Source organism: Streptomyces sp. NPDC005803 (genome assembly GCF_040630435.1).
In the GTDB taxonomy this organism is placed as follows: domain Bacteria; phylum Actinomycetota; class Actinomycetes; order Streptomycetales; family Streptomycetaceae; genus Streptomyces.
Genome location: NZ_JBEXXO010000019.1, coordinates 1 through 19,686, shown reverse-complemented (window position 1 = coordinate 19,686; position 19,686 = coordinate 1). Strand labels below are relative to the sequence as shown.

The 19,686-nt window shown below is 70.0% G+C and carries 17 protein-coding genes; 11 read left to right on the top strand and 6 right to left on the bottom strand.

Annotation, left to right across the window (positions count from 1 at the left end):
• Positions 1-140 precede the first annotated feature (140 nt).
• Entirely contained in the window at positions 141-776 is a 636-nt protein-coding gene (locus ABZ454_RS25330; RefSeq protein ID WP_359541136.1) for a hypothetical protein, read from the bottom strand.
• 210 nt (positions 777-986) lie between these two features.
• Between ABZ454_RS25330 and ABZ454_RS25325 the strand changes: the two genes are divergently transcribed.
• Together ABZ454_RS25325 and ABZ454_RS25320 are read left to right on the top strand one after the other, a co-directional pair.
• On the top strand, positions 987-2,585 hold the full coding sequence (locus tag ABZ454_RS25325) for a phospholipase A2 (RefSeq protein ID WP_359541134.1): 1,599 nt from the start codon (positions 987-989) through the stop codon (positions 2,583-2,585).
• A gap of 156 nt (positions 2,586-2,741) precedes the next feature.
• The gene (locus ABZ454_RS25320; protein ID WP_359541132.1) at positions 2,742-5,072 is read left to right on the top strand and encodes a S8 family serine peptidase; all 2,331 of its coding nucleotides are present in this window, start codon (positions 2,742-2,744) and stop codon (positions 5,070-5,072) included.
• 298 nt (positions 5,073-5,370) lie between these two features.
• Here ABZ454_RS25320 and ABZ454_RS25315 read toward each other — a convergent pair whose 3' ends face one another.
• Together ABZ454_RS25315 and ABZ454_RS25310 are read right to left on the bottom strand one after the other, a co-directional pair.
• Entirely contained in the window at positions 5,371-6,030 is a 660-nt protein-coding gene (locus ABZ454_RS25315; RefSeq protein WP_359541130.1) for an RDD family protein, read from the bottom strand.
• Positions 6,031-6,167: 137 nt separating this feature from the next.
• Entirely contained in the window at positions 6,168-7,805 is a 1,638-nt protein-coding gene (locus tag ABZ454_RS25310) for an RDD family protein (protein ID WP_359541129.1), read from the bottom strand.
• 245 nt (positions 7,806-8,050) lie between these two features.
• On the opposite strand from ABZ454_RS25310, the gene ABZ454_RS25305 reads away from it, so the two are divergent.
• Positions 8,051-8,527, top strand: coding sequence for an SsgA family sporulation/cell division regulator (locus ABZ454_RS25305; RefSeq protein ID WP_356320187.1), 477 nt, complete (start codon positions 8,051-8,053; stop codon positions 8,525-8,527).
• 16 nt (positions 8,528-8,543) lie between these two features.
• Here the strand turns inward: ABZ454_RS25305 and ABZ454_RS25300 are convergent, their stop codons facing one another.
• Positions 8,544-9,911, bottom strand: a complete 1,368-nt coding sequence (locus ABZ454_RS25300; protein ID WP_359541126.1) for an FAD-linked oxidase C-terminal domain-containing protein — start codon at positions 9,909-9,911, stop codon at positions 8,544-8,546.
• Between the two features lie 97 nt (positions 9,912-10,008).
• On the opposite strand from ABZ454_RS25300, the gene ABZ454_RS25295 reads away from it, so the two are divergent.
• On the top strand, positions 10,009-11,748 hold the full coding sequence (locus ABZ454_RS25295) for a tetratricopeptide repeat protein (RefSeq protein WP_359541123.1): 1,740 nt from the start codon (positions 10,009-10,011) through the stop codon (positions 11,746-11,748).
• 81 nt (positions 11,749-11,829) lie between these two features.
• Here ABZ454_RS25295 and hppD read toward each other — a convergent pair whose 3' ends face one another.
• Entirely contained in the window at positions 11,830-12,975 is a 1,146-nt protein-coding gene (gene hppD / locus ABZ454_RS25290) for a 4-hydroxyphenylpyruvate dioxygenase (protein ID WP_356320192.1), read from the bottom strand.
• Between the two features lie 132 nt (positions 12,976-13,107).
• On the opposite strand from hppD, the gene ABZ454_RS25285 reads away from it, so the two are divergent.
• The 7 genes from ABZ454_RS25285 to ABZ454_RS25255 all read left to right on the top strand — a co-directional run bounded on the left by ABZ454_RS25285 (position 13,108) and on the right by ABZ454_RS25255 (position 18,265).
• Entirely contained in the window at positions 13,108-13,581 is a 474-nt protein-coding gene (locus ABZ454_RS25285) for an Lrp/AsnC family transcriptional regulator (protein ID WP_356320193.1), read from the top strand.
• Positions 13,582-13,596: 15 nt separating this feature from the next.
• Positions 13,597-14,244, top strand: a complete 648-nt coding sequence (locus ABZ454_RS25280) for an ABC transporter permease (RefSeq protein WP_356320195.1) — start codon at positions 13,597-13,599, stop codon at positions 14,242-14,244.
• Positions 14,237-15,499, top strand: a complete 1,263-nt coding sequence (locus ABZ454_RS25275; RefSeq protein WP_356320196.1) for a betaine/proline/choline family ABC transporter ATP-binding protein — start codon at positions 14,237-14,239, stop codon at positions 15,497-15,499. The genes ABZ454_RS25280 and ABZ454_RS25275 overlap by 8 nt, the downstream gene beginning before the upstream one ends.
• A complete protein-coding gene (locus ABZ454_RS25270; protein ID WP_359541119.1) occupies positions 15,496-16,380 on the top strand; it encodes an ABC transporter permease in 885 nt (294 codons plus the stop codon). The genes ABZ454_RS25275 and ABZ454_RS25270 overlap by 4 nt, the downstream gene beginning before the upstream one ends.
• Positions 16,377-17,357, top strand: a complete 981-nt coding sequence (locus ABZ454_RS25265; protein ID WP_359541116.1) for a glycine betaine ABC transporter substrate-binding protein — start codon at positions 16,377-16,379, stop codon at positions 17,355-17,357. The genes ABZ454_RS25270 and ABZ454_RS25265 overlap by 4 nt, the downstream gene beginning before the upstream one ends.
• Before the next feature lie 83 nt (positions 17,358-17,440).
• Entirely contained in the window at positions 17,441-18,049 is a 609-nt protein-coding gene (locus tag ABZ454_RS25260; protein WP_359541115.1) for a winged helix-turn-helix domain-containing protein, read from the top strand.
• Between the two features lie 15 nt (positions 18,050-18,064).
• Complete coding sequence (locus ABZ454_RS25255; RefSeq protein WP_359541114.1) at positions 18,065-18,265, top strand: hypothetical protein; 201 nt, start codon at positions 18,065-18,067, stop codon at positions 18,263-18,265.
• A 149-nt stretch (positions 18,266-18,414) separates the two neighbouring features.
• Here ABZ454_RS25255 and ABZ454_RS25250 read toward each other — a convergent pair whose 3' ends face one another.
• The gene (locus ABZ454_RS25250; RefSeq protein ID WP_359541112.1) at positions 18,415-19,203 is read right to left on the bottom strand and encodes a S16 family serine protease; all 789 of its coding nucleotides are present in this window, start codon (positions 19,201-19,203) and stop codon (positions 18,415-18,417) included.
• Positions 19,204-19,686: the final 483 nt, after the last annotated feature.

The following is a 19,686-nucleotide window of genomic DNA, read 5'->3' as shown; positions in this document are numbered from 1 at the left end:
GACTTCGAACAAAAGCGCTCGCCCAGCACCTGCAGGCCGACAGGGCTCGCTGGCGGAGGCAGCCACCAGCGCGCCAGCGCTTACGGGGCGAAGGTGCGGAAATCAGCACAGCCAAGCCGTCGCTGCCCCATCGGGTGCCGCTACTTGCCCGGCTTGAACGTTCCTTCCGCAGGGTACGCAAACGCGTCGAGCGTAGTCTTCTTACCAGCCGAAGTCCCCTCGATCGCGAGCTGGCCACCCATAGCTCGCAAGTCCAGGTAGAAGCGCACCACACCCTGCTCGGCTTTCAGGCCGTGGATGCGGGAGTCGATGTAGCCGAGCTTGTTCAGCTTCTGCCTCACCTGAACTGCGGTGGGCTTATTCAGGCCATTCAGCGCCTGAGTAATACGTTTGCCGTGCTCACGCCCCTCGCACGCCTCCACCCCATTCAGCTTCGGCTCCCCAGACGTTACGGTGGGTGCAGGCAAGTCCGTGGGCGGATTCTCGTCCACCGGCAACAGGTCACCTGGCCGCGTGGGCGGATGCTCACCAGGGTTCGGGGCACCCGGATCCGCCGTCGTCGGCGCGTCCGGCACGCACGGCGCCCCCACTCGCTCCAGCATCTTCATGAACACCACCTGCTTTTCCGGGCCGTGGCTGGTAACCGGCACTTGCGCCCCCGCCCGGCTCGCGGCGTTCTCCCGACCTCCCTCGGCCTGCTCGCTGCCACATGCAGCCAGCGCCACCACCGCGAGCGCTGACACCCCCGCGCCCGCAAGAACTCTGTTCAGCGTCATGAGCACATTTTCACGGAGCGGTCTGCCACCACACATGAGTACGCGTACTCATGCACTCCATCTCGGTACTCAGATATGTGCGTTGACGAGCACTCAACAGGCCTGCAAAACGGACTGATTGACTCCCCTTTTCACTACTTGTGGTAATCGCCTTTGTCACATTAGTGTCCGACCCCGATGGTCGAATTCGACTAGCAACGAGGGGCACCCATGCGCAAAAGCGCACTACTACTGGTGACCGTGCTCAGTGCGGCCGTTCTGCTTCCGCAGGCACCCGCCGGCGCCGCCACCACCATCGACCAACCACTCGCCGACGGCACCGTTCAGCAAGTCGGCCCCGGGCTCTTCTTCACGGAAACCAACTCGTTCCAGATCAACGAGACGGACTCCGCAGCCGGGCTCATGGGCCGAAGACACACCGTCACTGAAGTCGACGGTGTAGCCAAGCCTCAGTCTGCGCCGGTCGCTCGCGCCGACCTCGGTGTCTACGGCGACGGGTGGGAAGCCGAATTCCTCGGCGGGCAACTCAATCGCAAGGCTGTCGGCTCCTCCGGCGCCTTCACCATCACCGACCTGAACGTCGACGAAGACACCGAGTATGCCCTCACCGATACTCTCTCCACCCCCGACGGCGGCAGCATCAATAGGTACACCGCCCCCAACGGCTCCACCCTTACTGAAACGTCCAAGTGGAACGACCACCTCGGCGTCATGGTCACGACCATGAAAGAAGTCGTCAACGCCGACCTCAAGTCCACAACCGAGGGCGACGACACGTTCAGCGCCCCATCGGCCGACCTCAAGCCCACCTACACGTGGGCTCAGAAATCCCCCGGAACCGACACTTGGCGCGTCACGGGTGTCGGCACTGCCTCCACCGGCACCGACACCGTCACCTACGACTCCAGGGGGCGCGTTTCCACCGTCAGCGCCCCCGCCGGCGCCGAAGAAGCCGCCCAAGAACTCCAAGTCACCTACGCGGCCTCCACCACGGCGACTTCCACCACCAAGGGTGACTACACCGGCCGCATCAAGTCCATCGACCTCACCACCGGTACCACCGTCCAGACTGTCGCCCGCTACACCTACGACTCCACGGGCCTGCTCCGCGACGTGACCAACCCGGTCGAATCCGCGGATGTGGGCGCCTCCTACAGCTACGACTCCACGGGCCGCGTTACCGACATCACCTCCCCCATCAACGGGAGTTGGGAGATCGACTTCTCCTCCAGCGACGATGGCTCCCCCAACGTCGAACCCATCGGCCCCGACCGTCCCGCCTCGGAATCCATCTTCAACGGCGCCGAGGGGATTACCGACCCCACTGCCACCCGGCCCCCCGCATCCGACATCACCACTGGCGAGATCAGCGATCCTCAGGCCTACCCGCGCCACTGCAACCGCGCCACAGACTGGCTCTGGTACCTCGAAAGCGGCTGCGCCGCTTGGGCTGCCCACTACGGCTGGCATCAGCCCTATTGGAAGAAGCTCCCTACCGGCTACTGGGTCGTAGGTATCAATCACGATCATTGCACGAACGCCCCGGACAAGCCGTTCGGCTACGACTTCCGTGGCGCCTGCGACATGCACGACTACGGCTACGGCCTCATCGGCAACACGTATAAGGGCTACAAGTACTACTTCGACCGCTCCAAGAAGTCGAACGTAGACAACGCCTTCCATACCACCATGGCCACATACACCTGCTCCGCCTACCGCTACAAGAGCACCTGCCGCTCCGTCGCCTACACCTACCTCCAGGCAGTCAAGCGTGGCGGCAACCCGAAGAACGGCGCCAACGCCACCTGAATCGCCCTCTGAGCGCCAGCCCGGGGAGCATCCCCGCCGCCCCCGGGCTGGCCCTTTTGTGCCCTCAAACCAGGAGCATTCGCTTTGAAAAGACCCATATGGGCTGCCGTCCTTGCCTCAGCCGTCACCACACTCAGCCTCGTCGCCATACCCGCCGTGGCCGACGGCCTCGACCCTGCCAGCGACATCGACCCCGTCTCCTCCGCTACCTACAAGGCGGCTGAAGGCGGCAAGGAGATCCGCGTCAACGTCGTCGCTGCAGCGCGCAGCGACCTTGCCACCGCCTCCGAAGCAGGCGAAGTGATCCACTCCTTCAATAAGGCGCCGGTCACTACACTCCGCGTCGACACTGTCGGACTGGCCAAGCTCTCCGCCGCCCCTGGGGTCCTGTCCGTCACAGAAGACATTCCCATGCCACCATCGCTGGACTCCACCATCCCGCTCATCGGCGCCGACAAAACCGCCGCATCAGGCACCACCGGCGCCGGAGCCACCATCGCCATCCTCGATACTGGCGTCGCCGTTAAGCACCCCTTCCTCGGCGGACGCGTCACCGACGAAGCGTGTTTCAGCTCCACCGACGAAACCTACGGCTCCACCAGTCTGTGCCCCGACGGCACTGACGCCCAAGAAGGCCCCGGCTCCGCCGACGCCGAAAGCGGACCCTGCGCCGCCATGGGCACAGCCTGCGAGCACGGCACCCACGTCGCCGGAATAGCCGCAGGCAACGGCACGAGCCTATTCGGAGCCCCCAAGCAAGGGGTCGCCCCAGGCGCAAAGATCATCGCCATCCAAGTCTTCTCGCGCTTCGACTCTGCCGACTACTGCGGATCCGAAGCCTCGTGCGCGCTGTCGTTTGCTTCGGATCAACTCGCAGCCCTGGAGAAAGTCGATGCATACAAACAGTCCGGCAGGCCCATCATCTCCGCCAACATAAGCCTCGGCAGCGGACGCTACACCTCCGCCTGCGACGCCGACCCTCGCGCCGCCGCCATCAACATCCTCTACAGCGAAGGCGTCGCCACTGTCGCCGCCGCGGGCAACCAGGGCTACACCAGCGCCGTGAACTCCCCCGCTTGCGTCCCTAACGCTGTCACGGTGGGTGCTACAACTGACGACGACCAGCTCACCACGTACACCAATCGTGGGTCCCTGGTCGACATCTTCGCCCCCGGCAATGGCGTGACCAGCTCACTGCTGGGTGGCACCTACGGCGCCAAGAACGGCACATCCATGGCCGCCCCACACGTTGCCGGGGCCCTGGCCGTGCTGCGCCAGGCCAATCCCACCGCCCCACTCGGCGACCTCATCAAGGCGCTCACCGGCACCGGGAAGACCATCACCTACACGGAAGGCCCCAACCCCCGCCTCCAACTGGATGGGGCAGTAGCGGCCGTCGCGCCCAGGCCCGACCCCAACAAGCCTCGCCCGTACCAGATACGGGACGAGAAGGACTCCTCCATCCCCGCAAAGGGCAAGGGCTTCGTCACCCGTTCCCTCACCTCAGCTGTCCCCGGCAACGCTCCTTCCCGGATGAGCGTGGAGTTCGACGTGGCCGGCCTCGGCCGCGGCAACTTGAACGTCGACCTTATCGACCCCCAAGGCAAGACGTACCGCCTGGATGCATCCGCCTTGCCCGCGGCCTCGCCCGCCAGCAGCAACCTCGCCGCACCACAAACCTCCGAATCCTTCCGCTACACCTACTACGCTGATGCCTCCGCCTCCCCCGCTACGGGTACGTGGAAGCTCAAGCTGGAGAACGGCTACTCCGACGCCACCGGCACACTGCTGAACTGGTCAATAGCCTTCCCCTTCAGCAGTGTCACCAGCGTCTCGTTCCCTGACTCCGCAACCACCAAATCCACGTTGCCAGTGTCGAGCATTGGCGGCCACGCCTCCAGCGCTACTCGGGTTTCCGTGTACCTCACCCACCCGAGAGTCGGCAACCTCCGAATTACCGCAACCAGCCCAAGCGGCGCGATCTATCCTGTGCAGTTCGACGGCACAATCAACAACGAGACCTCCCTCAACAAGACGTATACCATCGACGCCGCCGACGACGTAGCCGACGGCATCTGGACGCTCGAGGTCACCGACTCATTCACCGGGAAGACCGCCGCCCTCAAGGCGTGGACGCTTGCCTTCCCTACCTACCAGAACCAGACGGCCGTCGCTATCCCGGACAACGCCACTGTTGAATCCGACATGGTCATCACGTCCGACGCCGACTCCACCGCGCCGAACCGGATTCAGGTGTGGGTGAACCTGACGCACGGAAACGTCGGCGACCTAAAACTCGACCTGGTTGCCAAAGAGGGCATCTCCTACCAACTGAAGGCGGCCGATCACGTTGCTGGCACCAACACGAACCAGGTCTTCGCCACCACTCTCGAGCCAATCTCGATTTCCGGCAGGTGGCAGCTACGCGTGACCGACACCGCCCCCGGCTCCACCGGAACACTCAAGGGCTGGACACTCAAGTTCTAACCCAGCCCAGCTGACGGCGCAGCCCGCCCCGGCGCGGGCTGCGCCCCTTCCTCGTTGCGCAGGAATGAGGCCAATCCGGGTTCCTTGCCAGTGGCTCGGGCGGTTCCCCCGAGAAGCCGGACGGCGTCGCAGCTGACAGGGCGTACGGCAACGGGACGTGTCGGCCAGCACCTGCGGTGGTGCGGAATCCTGCTCCCCGGCGTCTGCTGCCACTTACGCGCACCAGCCACCCCCACCACATTCCTCGCTTCAGACCGTAGGAGCCACGGCCATGATGAGAGCTGGGCGCCTGCAAGCCCTAGTTGGTGACCACCACGACCGTCTTGGCCGCCTTGTCCTGCAGCCCCTGCCGGTACGGCTTGTCCGTGAACATCAGCACGATGTTGATCAGCCACCACAGGCACGGGCAGCACAGCAGCGCCGGCAGCCACAGCACCACGGCCCGCAGGAACGCGCTGCCGGTGTCCGGCACCCTGCCGTCGTTGAGCATCGCGACGCGCAGCTTCAGCAGCCGCTTGCCCAGGGTGCGGCCGTCCTTGTGCGTGAAGTACGTGTCGTACGCGACGTAGCAGACCAGGCCGATCAGCGACCAGAGCAACTGATGCCCGCTGTAGGTCTGGGCGAAGACGTCCCCGACGTTGTCGTCGTTGTTGCCGTCGGCCACGTCGACCGCGCCGCCCCAGGGAAGCGAGATCAGGTACAGCGGGATCGAGATGATCAGAAGGTCGATCAGCCGCGCCAGAATCCGCTTGCCGGGCTCCGCGAGCGGCGGCATGCCCGCCAGCGGGTCCGCCCCGCCGTAACCGCCGCCGCCGTAGGGGCCCGGGTCGTACGGCGGCGGCGGGGGCGCGCTGTCGTAGGGCGAGCCGGATGACGGCGGCTGCTGGGGCCCGTGCGGCTTCTTGCGGAACGGGTCGTCCTCGGGCGGCTCACCGGACGTCGGCTGATCGTTGCTCATGCGGGCAGTGCACCCCGCCCCGTGGGCGCCCGCAACGGCTCAGGTGCGTTCGGGGGAACGGGGTCCGCCCGACGGCCCTCACCCGATGGGCCGTCAGCCGTGCGGGTGCGCCGGGAGGGAGGCCGGGGGCCCGCCGGTCAGCCGGCGACGAAGGTGCGGGCCGCCTTGTCGTGCCAGCACTGGCGCCACGGCCGGTCGATCAGGCACCAGGCCACGTTGGCCACGCCGATCACCAGGAGGCCCAGCACCCCGTAGACCAGCCAGCGGCGCACAGCGGCGCCGAAGCCGGGCGTGTCGTGGGACTCGATGTCCCGCACGTCGAGACCGCACAGCTTCTTGCCGAGCGTACGTCCCCACTTCGCGGTCGGCAGCGCCTCCAGGAGGACGCCCAGCACCAGGAAGACGCCGAGGACCACGCCGGCCAGCGAGGCCGTGGTGGAGTCCAGCAGCCAGACGGTGACGGTCTCGCCCGACAGCTTGGCGGCGTCGATCTTCTCGTTGACGTGGTCCGTCGCCTTGGCCGCGAGCGGCACCGCGACGGCGCCGACGAGTGCGCCGAGCACCACCGTGTCGATGAGCCGGGCGGCGAACCGCTTGCCGAGGGCCGCCGGGCGGGCGGCCGTCCTGGCCGCGGCGAGCTGCTGGAAGTGGTCGTCGACCGGGGGCTTCCAGGGCACGACCGGCTGATCGGGCTGCGGCGCCTGCTGAGGCTGAAGGGACTGCTGCGCAAACGCGGGCCGTTGCCGGTGGGCGGGCGGCTGCGGCTGCGGTGGGGCGGCCTGTTCGGGCCGGGCCAGCTGATGGACCTGCTGCGCCCAGGAGGCGGAGCCGCCGCCGGGGCCGGGCGTGAGCGGGCTGTTGAGCTCCGCCGGGGCCGGGGAGGGCGCGGACTGCGGGGCCGGGGCCGGGGAGGGCGCAGGGGAGGGCGCAGGGGGCTGCTGGACGGGCGCGAAAGGCTGCGGGGCGGCGGGCGCGGCGGGCTGCGCGGCGGAGTGCGGTGCGGCGGGCGCGGCCGGGGCGGTGCCGGGGGTGATCGCACGGATCGTCATCGTGCCCTCGGCGGGCTGCTGCTGCGGCTCGCGCGGGCCCGGCGGCCTGCCGCCCGGTCCCGCGGCGCGGATCGCGACGGTGCCGTCGGCGGACGGGCGCGGTGTGTCACCGGGTGCGCCGCCCGAGCGGTCGGGGCCGTCGGAGCGGCCGGAGCGGTTCACGCGGATGGCGACGGTGTTCTCGGGGGTCCGGCCGCCGCCGTCGCGCATGCCCGGAAGCGCGCCTGCGGTGGGGTCCGCGGGTGCGGGTGCGGGGAGGCGCGGGTCGGCGGGGGCCCGGTCCGAGGGACCGGCGCCGCCGACGGCGTGGACGTCCGGTGAGCCGCCCGCGGGCGTCCGCGGACCGGCGTCGGCGGGCCCGTCCTCGGGTTCCGGCGCGCCGCCCCAGGAGACCCTCCGGTCCCGCTCGCCGCCGAAGCCGGTCTGCCGGGAGGCGTCGGCCTGCCAGGCGGTGGCGGGTTCGGGGCGGCTCGTCCCGTACGGCTCCTCGTCGAAGAAGACCGGGCCGGTCTCGTCCACCGCGGCGGGGACGGGCGCGGGTGCGTGCGGCGCGTCCTCCTCGGGGGGTGAGGCGGGCAGGGGCTCGCCCTGCTGCGGGGCGGGCCGGCTGGTGCCGGGCACCCACGAAGCGCCGTTCCAGTACCGGACGTATCCGGGAATGGACGGGTCGGGGTAGTACCCCTCGCGGGGGCTTTCGTCACCGGGTGCCGGGGTTGGGGCGCTCATCACCGTGGTCCCGTATCTCTTCGAGGCCTCAGACCGACCGGCGATGGGGGGATGGTCGGTCCCGATACAAGGGACCACATCTATCAGACAGGCGCGTACCCCCGGGCCGGTCCTGGCGTTTGGGCCACTTTCCGGTCACCGCGAAATATTTTTCCCCGAGTCGCGTAATGGATGGCGGGGAGGGCGCTCTCTCCCTGTGCGGGCGGTCGTGGGACCGGCCCACAGGCACCGAAAGGACGCACCTCATGGACACCGTCGTGGAACGCGAGCTGGAACTCAAGCTGGTCCTGTCGCCCGAGCGCAGCATCCCCGTGCCCGCCCGGCTGACGTATCGCACCGAGGACCCCTACGCCGTGCACATCGCCTTCCACATCGGCTCCGACGCGCCCGTGCACTGGACGTTCGCCCGCGATCTGCTGGTCGAGGGCATGTTCCGGCCGTCCGGGCACGGGGACGTGCGGATCTGGCCCACCAAGGTCGAGGGGCGCGGCGTCATCTGCGTGGCGCTGACCTCGCCCGACGGCAACGCCCTGCTGGAGGTGGAGTCCGTGGTGGTGGCCGTCTGGGTGGAGCGGACCCTGTGCGTCGTCGCGCCGGGTACGGAGACCGGGCGGCTCGGCATCGACGAGGGTCTCGCGGAGCTGCTCGCGCCGCTGCCGGCCGACGACCTGTGGATGAGCGACCCGTGGCCGGCGGACGAGTCGCAGGACGGGGAGGGCTGAGGGGCCGGCCGGCGGCTCAGAAGACCTTGCCCGGGTTGAGGAGCCCCAGCGGGTCGAAGGCCTGCTTGATGCCCCGGTGCAGTTCCACGCTCACCTCGCCGAGTTCCCGGGCGAGCCACTCCTTCTTCAGCACGCCCACGCCGTGTTCGCCGGTGATCGTGCCGCCGAGTTCGAGGCCGAGCGCCATGATCTCGTCGAAGGACTCGCGGGCCCGCCGGGACTCGTCGGCGTCGGCGGGGTCGAAGCAGACGACGGGGTGGGTGTTGCCGTCGCCCGCGTGCGCGCAGACACCGATGGTGAGGTCGTACTTCCGTGCGACGGCCGCCGTGCCCTCGAGCATGGCGCCGAGCTGCGAGCGCGGTACGCACACGTCGTCGATCATCGTGGCCGGCTTGACGGTCTCCAGGGCGGTGAGCGACATCCGCCGGGCCTGGAGCAGCATCTCGGACTCGGCCGCGTCCTCGGCCGGGACGACCTCGGTGGCTCCGGCGGCGGTGCACAGGGCGGCGACGGCGGCGAGGTCGGCGGTGGGGTCCGGGGTGTCGAAGGCGGCGAGCAGGAGCGCCTCGGTGGAGTCGGGGAGACCCATGTTCGCCATCGTGTTGACGGCATGGACTGTTGTACGGTCCATCAGTTCGAGGAGTGACGGTGTGTGACCGCGCTCCATGATGCGGCAGATGGCGTCGCAGGCGCTCGCCGCGCTGGGGAACTCGGCGGCCAGGACGAGCTGCCGCGGCGGCTGCGGCTTGAGCGCGAGCACGGCCTTGACGACGATGCCGAGGCTGCCCTCCGAGCCGACGAAGAGCCGCGTGAGGTCGTATCCGGCGACGCCCTTGGCGGTGCGGCGGCCGGTGGTGAGCAGGCGTCCGTCGGCCAGGACGACGTCGAGGCCGAGGACGTACTCGGCGGTGACGCCGTACTTCACGCAGCACAGGCCGCCGGAGGCGGTGCCGATGTTGCCGCCGATGGTGCACATCTCCCAGCTGGAGGGGTCCGGCGGGTAGTACAGCCCGTGCTCGTTGACCGCCCGGGACAGGACGGCGTTGATGACGCCCGGCTCCACGACGGCGATGCGGTCGACGGGGCTGATCTCCAGGATCCGGTCCATCTTCACCAGGGAGAGCACGATGCAGCCGTCCGAGGCGTTGGCCGCGCCGGACAGGCCGGTGCGGGCGCCCTGGGGGACGACCGGGACGCGCAGCGCGGTGGCGGTGCGCATGATGTGCTGCACCTGCTCGACGGTGCGGGGGAGCGTGACGACGGCGGGGGCACCCGCTTCGCAGAAGCTCGCCATGTCGTTGGCGTAGGACGCGGTGATGTCGGGATCGGTGATCAGGGCCTCGGCCGGCAGGCCCGCGCGCAGTAGCTCGAGAAGATCGTCCATGATCCAAGACTGGCACCCGGGCCCATTGGTGTGAACCCGTATGCGGCAGCGATCGCAAGGCGCGGTGTGCTCGTATTACTGACGCAGAGTGATCGGCATGGACGTCACGCCACAGCAGCCACCGACGGCCCCCCGGCCGGACCGCTCCCCCGAGACCGACTGCGCCCCGCCCTACGAGTCCCCGCCACACCTGCCACCGGACCCCGTGTCCCTGACCGAGCCGCCGCCCGCCTCGCTGCGCACGGCCCTGCGCAGGGCCGCGTTCGGTGTCGTGGCGGGGGCGGTGCTGGTGACGGGGGCGGTGGTCGCGGTGCCCGACGACGACCAGGACGCGGCTCCGCCCCTGCCGGGCGCGGTCTCGCGGGCGATGAGCGCGACGGCCGCGGGCTCCCCCGCCTCGCTCTCCGATCTGACGGCGCTCATCGGGGACCGGCGGAAGTGGGTGGGCACGCATCCCTCGGACGCCCGGTCGTGGGCGGTCCTCGGGTCGGCGTACGTGGAGTGGGGGCAGCGGGTCTCGGACGCGGCGTACTACACCCGGGCCGAGCAGGCGCTGAAGCGGTCCCTGGACGTGCAGCCGGGAGAGCGCGGGAACGCGGCGGCCTGGGTGGGTCTCGCCTCGCTCGCCAACGCCCGGCACGACTTCGTCACGGCGAAGAAGTGGGGGGAGACGGTACGGTCCCGGCAGCCCGGGCAGTGGACCGTGTACCCGGAACTGGCCGACGCGTACAACGGCCTCGGCGACTCCGCGTCGGCGGCCAAGGCGGTGGAGAAGTTCGCCGAGCTGCGTGCGGGTGTGCCGTCGCTGGGGCTGACGGCGCAGATGTACCGGGACCGGGGCTGGCGGGAGGACGCGCTGGCGACCGCGCAGGACGCGGCGAACCGGGCGAGGACACCGGCGGAGAAGGCGGCCTGCCTGTCCCGGCTGGGCGAGCTCGCCTGGGAGCGGGGCGAGCCGCAGGAGGCGGTGGCCCAGTACGGGGCCGCGCTGCGCACCGACCCCGCCCACCACCCGGCGCTCGCCGGCCGGGCCCGTGCGCTGGCGGCCCTCGGGCGGACCGACGAGGCCCAGCGCGACTACCAGGCGGCGCTGAAGAAGTCGCCGCGCCCCGCCTATCTGCTGGAGCTGGGCGAGCTGTACGAGTCGCTCGGCCTGGACGGCGACTCGGCCGACCAGTACACGAAGCTGCGCAAGGCCCTCGCCCTGAGCAAGGCGCGGGGCGTGGACGACTCCCTGCTGCTGGGCCGCTTCGAGGCCGCCCACGGCGACGCGGACGCGGCCGTGGAGCTGCTGCGGGCCGAGTGGGGCCGCGGCCACCACAGCGCGGCGGTGGCCGACGCGCTGGGCTGGGCGCTGCACCGCTCGGGCGATCCGGACGCGGCGCTGGAGTACGCGCAGCGGGCGGTCGACTCGGGTGGCCGGAACGCGGCGTACGAGTTCCACCTGGGCATGGTCCAGCGGGCGTTGCAGGACTTCGGTCCGGCCCGCCGCCATCTGGAGGAGGCCCTGCGCACCAACCCGCGGTTCTCGCCGCTGGACGCCCCCCGGGCCCAGGAGGCGCTGGACACGCTGGGGCAGCCCCCGGCGGGCGGGCCGCAGGACATGCGGCCGGCCGCGCCGCCCGCCCCGGAGCCGTCGCAGGAGGCGCCGCCGGCGGCCGGTCCTGAGACCGGCCCGGGGGCGCCCGGGGCCGGCGCCGGGGAGGCCGCGCAGGGCCCGGGTGCGGCCCCGGCGGCGGGCCCGACAGGGCGGCAGGCGGAGGCGGTCCCGCCCAAGGCCGTGCCCGCGGGCGCCACGGCGAAGCCGTCGGCCGCGCCGTCACCCGCGGGCCGCTGACAGCTCGCACGGGTGCACACCGCGACGGGCGGGCCGGATGTCCGGCCCGCCCGTCGAAGTGCTCCCGGGGTCAAGGAGGGATCAGAGGTTGCCGCGCTTCTCCTGCTCGCGCTCGATCGCCTCGAACAGGGCCTTGAAGTTGCCCTTGCCGAAGCCCATCGAGCCGTGGCGCTCGATCATCTCGAAGAAGACGGTCGGCCGGTCCTGGACCGGCTTGGTGAAGATCTGCAGCAGATAGCCGTCCTCGTCGCGGTCGACGAGGATCTTCAGCTCGCGCAGGGTCTCCACGGGCACCCGGGTCTCCCCCGCCCACTCGCCCAGGGTGTCGTAGTACGAGTCCGGGGTGTCGAGGAACTGGACGCCGGCCGCGCGCATCGCCTTCACGGACGCGACGATGTCGTTGGTGGCCAGCGCGATGTGCTGCACGCCGGCGCCGCCGTAGAACTCCAGGTACTCGTCGATCTGGGACTTCTTCTTGGCGACGGCCGGCTCGTTGATCGGGAACTTGACCTTGAGCGTGCCGTCGGCGACGACCTTGGACATGAGCGCGGAGTACTCGGTGGCGATGTCGTCGCCCACGAACTCCTTCATGTTGGTGAAGCCCATGACCTTGTTGTAGAAGCCGACCCACTCGTTCATCCGGCCGAGTTCCACGTTGCCGACGCAGTGGTCGACGGCCTGGAAGAACCGCTTGGCCGGGGGTTCGACGATCGGGTCGGCGGCGGCGAAGCCCGGGAGGTAGGGGCCTTCGTAGCCGGTGCGCTCGACGAGGGTGTGGCGGGTCTTGCCGTACGTGGCGATGGCGGCCAGGACGACCGTGCCGTGCTCGTCCTTCACCTCGTGCGGCTCGGCGAGGCCGAGGGCGCCGTGCTCGACGGCGTAGGCGTACGCGGCCCGTGCGTCGGGGACCTCGATGGCCAGGTCCACGACGCCGTCACCGTGCTCGGCCACGTGGTCGGCCAGGAAGCGGCCGTGGTCCGTGGACGCCTTGATGACGGAGGTGAAGACGAAACGCGCCGAACCGTTGGTCAGGACGTAACTGGCGGTCTCACGGCTGCCGTTCTCCGGTCCGGAGTAGGCGACCAGCTTCATGCCGAAGGCCGTCGAGTAGTAGTGCGCGGCCTGCTTGGCGTTGCCGACGGCGAAGACGACCGCGTCCATTCCCTTGACCGGGAAGGGATCGGCCTGCCGCGCTGTCCCGGGAGTGCTGTGCATCGTCTCAGTCATGTCCGAAGGTTCCCGCCGGTTCGCAAGGTGCGCAACAGTTCGCGTATTCGCTGGTCAATCTGTCCAGCACCTCGCCATGATGGCCGGGCCATCTGTACATGATGACCATCACCACACCCCCGGAGGCCGACCGTGGCAATCGATCACCTGGACGGACGCCTCATCGTGCTGCTGGCGCGCGAGCCCCGGATCGGCGTCCTGGAGGCGTCGCGCCGGCTCGGCGTGGCGCGCGGGACGGTGCAGGCGCGGCTCGACCGCCTTCAGTCGAATGGCGTCATCCGCGGCTTCGGCCCCGACGTCGACCCCGCGGCCCTCGGATATCCGGTGACCGCCTTCGCGACGCTGGAGATCAAGCAGGGCCAAGGAGCCGACGTACGGGCCCACTTGGGCGGCGTACCGGAGGTCCTGGAGCTGCACACCACCACCGGGCACGGTGACATGCTCTGCCGGCTGGTGGCCCGTTCCAACGCCGATCTCCAGCGGGTGATCGACCGGGTTGTCGGATTTGATGGCATCGTCCGCGCCTCCACGGCCATCGTCATGGAGAACCCCGTACCCCTGCGCGTCATCCCGCTCGTCGAGCAGGCCGCCCAGGACACCGACTGAGCCGAGGAGTGACGTGTGAGCTTCTGGGAGTACCTCGGAAACCGGCACCAGCAGTTGCTCACCGACGCGTACCAGCACGCCAGCGCCGTCTTCCAGTGCATGGTCATCGCCACCGTGCTCGGCGTCCTGATCGGGGTGGTCAGCTACCGCAGCGGCTGGGGCTCCTCGGTGGCGATCACCTCGACGGCGACGGTCCTGACCATTCCGTCCCTCGCCGCGATCGGTCTGCTGATCCCGCTGGTCGGGCTCGGGGTGGCGCCGACGGTGATCACCCTGACGCTGTACGGGCTGCTGCCGATCGTCCGCAACGCCATCGTCGGCCTGCGCGGCGTCGACCCCTCGCTCGTGGACGCGGCAAAGGGCATCGGGATGTCCCGGGTCACCCGGCTCCGCAAGGTGGAACTGCCGCTCGCCTGGCCGCCGATCCTCACGGGGATCCGGGTCTCCACGCAGATGCTGATGGGGATCGCCGCCATCGCCGCGTACGCCTCCGGGCCCGGCCTCGGCAACGAGATCTTCCGCGGCATCGCCTCGCTGGGCAGCGCCAACGCCATCAATTCGGTGCTCGCGGGCACGCTCGGCATCGTCATCCTCGCCCTGCTCTTCGACGCCGCCTACGTGCTGCTGGGGCGGCTCACCATCCCGAGGGGGACCCGTGTCTGAGACGACGGCGCCGGCCGAACCGGGACCGGCCGCCCACGCCACCTCCGGCGCCACCATCCAGCTGGAGGAGCTGAGCAAGGTCTATCCGGGCAATCCCAGCCCGGCCGTGGACAACGTGTCGATGGACATCAAGGCGGGCGAGACGGTCATCTTCGTCGGTCCCTCCGGCTGCGGGAAGTCGACCACCCTGAAGATGATCAACCGGCTGATCGAGCCGTCGTCCGGCCGGATCAGGATCGACGACGAGGACGTCACGGACATCGACCCGGTGAAGCTGCGCCGGAAGATCGGTTACGCGATCCAGTCGTCCGGGCTCTTCCCGCACATGACGGTCGCCGAGAACATCGCCCTCGTACCGAAGATGGTGGGCTGGTCGAAGTCGCGGGTGAAGGACCGGGTCGAGGAGATGCTCGACCTGGTGGGGCTCGACCCCCGCGAGTTCCACGGCCGCTATCCGCGCGCGCTCTCCGGCGGTCAGCAGCAACGCGTGGGCGTGGCACGGGCGCTGGCCGCCGATCCGCCGGTGCTGCTGATGGACGAGCCGTTCGGCGCGGTCGACCCGATCACCCGCGACCACCTCCAGGACGAGCTGATCCGGCTCCAGCACGAGCTCCACAAGACGATCGTCTTCGTCACGCACGACTTCGACGAGGCGATCAAGCTCGGCGACCGGATCGCCGTGCTGCGCGAGCACTCGCACATCGCGCAGTTCGACACCCCGGAGGCCATCCTCACCAATCCGACGGACGACTTCGTCTCCGGCTTCGTCGGGGCCGGCGCGGCGCTGAAGCGGCTCAACCTCACCCGGGTGCGCGAGGTGGAGATCGCCGACTTCCCGACCGTGACGGTGGACGACCCGCTCCAGTCGATCTTCAACAAGCTGCGCGCCGGGTCGCACAACGAACTGCTCATGCTGGACCGCAGGAACCGCCCGTACAAGTGGCTGCGGCGCGGCGACCTGATGCGGGCCCGCGGCTCGCTGGCGCGCGCCGGTCAGCTGGTGCACGACACGGTGACCAGGGACGCGACGCTGCACGACGCGCTGGAGGCGGTGCTGACCGACAGCGGCGGGCGGGTCGCGGTGACGGGGCGGCGCGGGGAGTTCATCGGCGTCGTGGACATGCACACCCTGATGAACTCCGTGCACGAGCTCCTGGAGGCCGACCGGCTCGCCGCCATCGAGCACCAGCACGACCTGGAGGAGCTGCGCGCCCACCAGACCGTCCAGGAGCTGGAGGGGGGCCCGGGCGCATGAGCACCGACCCGCCGTCCGGCCGCCGCCCGTCCGAGAAGGCCCCCGCGTACGACCGGGACCGGCCGCCGGGCGAGCACGACGTCGAGGGGCACGCCTTCCGCGACGAGGAGGAGGAGCCGGCCCGGCCGGCGGCCGGACCGGCGCGCCGCCTCACCTGGCGCAAGCTCGTCCTGGTCCCGGCCGCCCTCGCGGTGGTGCTGGTGGTCACGTACGTGTGGATCACCCACGTCGACCTCGACTCGATCGCGGAGAACTCCCTGGCCGGCGACACGGTCCAGCTGCGGTGGTGGCAGCACGTGCGGCTGACGGCCATCTCGACGTTCTGGGTGCTGATCATCGCCATCCCGCTGGGCATCGCGCTGACCCGGCGCGGACTGACCAAGGCCTCACCCGTGGTCACCGCGATCGCCAACATCGGCCAGGCGACACCGGCGATCGGCCTGCTGGCGCTGCTGGTGATCTGGCTGGGCATCGGCCCGTCCACCGCGATCACCGGCATGGTGATCTACGCGGTGCTGCCGGTGCTCTCCAACACGGTGGCCGGGCTGAAGGCGATCGAGCCGACCCTGGTGGAGGCCTCGCGCGGTATCGGCATGTCGGCGATGGGCACCCTCACCAGGGTCGAACTCCCCCTCGCCGTCCCGCTGATCCTGGCCGGCGTGCGCACCGCCCTGGTCCTCAACGTGGGCACGGCGACCCTGGCGACCTTCGGCGGTGGCGGCGGGCTCGGCGACCTGATCACCTCCGGCATCCAGACGCAGCGCATGCCGGTGCTGGTCCTCGGTTCCGTGCTGACGGTGGTGCTGGCGCTGCTGGTGGACTGGCTGGCCTCGCTCGTCGAGGTGGCCCTGACACCGCGCGGACTGGAGGCGGGGCAATGAGGACAGGACAGGGGCGTACGGCCCTGGCGGGCGCCGCCGCGCTGGCGCTCGCGCTGGCGGGGTGCGGGCTGAAGAGCGGCTCGCCGATGGTGGACGACGTGGTGCCCGGCTCGGTCGGGCAGGGGCAGCCGCTGGACGGCGCCTCGCTGACCGTCACCTCGAAGAACTTCAGCGAAAGCATCATCCTGGGCCAGATGATCGGCCTGATCTTCAAGGCCGCGGGGGCGGAGGTCCTGGACCGGACGAACCTGCCCAGCTCGATCAGCGCACGCGAGGCGATCATCCAGGGCGACGCCGACGCGGAGTACGAGTACACCGGCACCGGCTGGATCACCTACCTCGGCCACGCGAAGCCGATCACCGACCCGCTGGCCCAGTGGAAGGCGGTGCGCGACGCGGACCGGAAGAACGGGGTGACGTGGCTGCGGCCGTCCACCCTCAACAACACCTACGCGCTCGCCATCAGCAAGAAGAACAACGCCACGTACCACCTGAAGACACTCTCCGACGTCGCCGCCCTGTCGAAGAAGAACCCGTCGGCGGTGACGGTCTGCGTGGAGAACGAGTTCGCCTCGCGCGACGACGGACTGCCCGGCATGGAGAAGGCCTACGGGATGTCGCTCCCGGCCGCCAACATCAGGAAGATGGACGCGGGCATCATCTACACCCAGGTGTCGAAGTCCAACTCCTGCCTGCTGGGCGAGGTGTTCACCACGGACGGCCGCATCAAGGCGATGAACCTGGACGTGCTGGCGGACAACAAGCACTTCTTCCCCAACTACAACGCGGCGCCTGTCATCCACACCCCGACGTTCGACAAGTACCCGGTGATCGCCGACCTGTTGGACCCGCTCAGCGCACGGCTGACCACGGAGGTCGCCCAGGTGCTGAACGCCCGGGTGGACGTCGACGGGGACGACCCGCACGACGTGGCGAAGGACTGGCTGATCGGGGAGGGGTTCATCAAGGAGGGGTGAGTGACGCGGCGCGCCGCGCGAGTTGCAAAGAGTTTTTGCAAAACCCCGTTGCAAAGGGAGCTTTGCAACTCTATGGTTGAGACATGCCAAAGACAGAGGGCGACGACAGCGCCGCGACCGCACCGGACCCGAAGGTCCTCAGCATCGACGCCCGCAGCCTGCGCGGCCTCGCCCACCCGCTGCGACTGCGGCTGCTCAGCGCGCTGCGCGAGTTCGGTCCCGCCACCGCCTCCGGCCTCGCCGACCGGCTCGGCGAGTCGAGCGGCGCCACCAGCTACCACCTGCGGCAGCTGGCCGCGTACGGCTTCGTCGAGGACGACCCGGAGCGCGGCAAGGGGCGGGAGCGCTGGTGGCGGTCCGTGCACGCGGGCGCCGCGTTCGACCCCGAGTTCCTGCACGACCCCGACCCCGAGGTACGCGGCGCCATGGGCGTCGTCCTCCACGAGGTCGCGACGATGCACGCGCAGGAGCTGAACACCTGGCTCGGCACGCTGCACGAGTGGTCCCGCGAGTGGTACGCGGGCTCCGACCTCAGCGACTTCAAGGTGCGGCTCACCCCCGACCTCTCCAGGGAACTCGCCGACAAGGTCCACGACCTGGTCAACAGCTACCGCGGACGCGTCCCCGAAGGCACCGAGGGATCCGCCGTCGTCCGCACCCATCTGCACGTCTTTCCGCGCCCCACCGACTGAAGGGACCACCACGCCATGCATCCCGAGACGCACCTCGACCTGTTCCGCATACGCTCCGCCGAACTGCGCGCCCAGGCCGACGAGTTCCGCCTCGCGCACCGCCGCACCGCCCGCGGGGCCCTGCGGACCAAGGTGGGATGGACCATGGTCGAACTCGGCCTGCGCGTCCTGCCGGACCGGACCGCGCTGCCGCCGCTCGCACCGCGAACGGCGTAGCCGTGGACGGGGGGAAGAACACGACCGGGCGCGCGCTCATCTCCGTACTGTGCACCTCGTCGCGACGCTGAGCCCGCTGGTCTTCACGGCCTGGCGGACCATCGACGACGTGTCGTCGGCGGAGCCGGACGACCACCCGCACGAACCGGTCAGCAGCTCGGGATCTTCCCCCCGTGTTCCAGCGCCCGCAACGAGGACACCGCGCCCTGCAGAGTCGTGACCGGGATCAGCCGGAGCCCCTTCGGCAGCTCGGACTTCGCCTCCTTGCACTCCGCCTTCGGCACGAGGAAGACGGTCGCCCCGTCCCGCCGGGCCGCCTGCGTCTTGAGCGAGACACCGCCGACCGCGCCGACATTACCGTCCGCCTGGATGGTGCCCGTGCCGGCGATGGTGCGGCCGCCGGTGAGATCACCGCCGGAGCCGTCGCCGTCCAGCTTGTCGACGATGCCGAGGGCGAAGAACAGGCCTGCACTGGGGCCGCCCACGTCGGCGAGGTGCAGGGTCACGTCGACCGAGCCCGGCTTCTTGCCGAGGTAGTGCAGGGCGGCGTCGACCGCGGAGTCCTGCGACTTCGTCATGTCGTCGAGGTTGTGCTGCTCGATCTCCTTCTCGGAGCCACCGGAGGGGTAGACGGAGTCGCGCGGCATGACCGCCCGGTCCGTACGGAACCAGCCGTCGATCACGTCACCGATCCCGACGTCGGCGGAGGGCCCGGTGGCCACGATGGTCGTCATCCTCAGCTGGCCCTTGACGGGGCGGGTGGGGGTGCCCTCGATGCTGATCACGGGGGTGCCGTGGTCGTCGCCGAGCACGTTCGCCGTGGTGCCCGGTTGCGCCAGCGTGAACGGCAGCGGCGCGAAGGCGGCGGCGCCGAAGAGGGCGAGGACCGGGAGGGCGCACAGGGCGAGGGTGCGGGGGCGCGAGCGAGGTGTGAACACCCACCCAACATAACGGGCCCCACGCCCGGGCCCCGGCCCCCGGGTCCCCCGCGGGGTGCGGGGTCCCCTTGCGGGGTGCGGGGTCCCCTGCGGGGTGCGGGGTTCCCTGCGGGGTGCGGGGTTCCGTGGTGCCGGGTTCCGTCCTCAATCGCCGGACGGGCTTGGGCGCGGGTTCCCCGCGGGGTCCCCTGCGGGGCGCTTCTGTCCGGTGGGTGGGGGTGGGGGCCCTCCGGGCAGACTCCTCAAAAATGGCGTGTGCACCCGACGACGCACTAGTACCCGGGTCGTACGCCATTTTCTGCGGGGACTGCCCTGCACGCCCCCACCCGCTCTCGCCCGCGTCTGCACACCGGCCACACGACCGTCGCAGACGCGAGACGGCCGGGGCCGGGGGCGTGCAGGGGAGTCCCCGCAGGACGACGAACATCGACCCGGGTCCGCTGCGTACCCGCCGAACGTTCGTCGTCCGAGGAGACGCCCCGG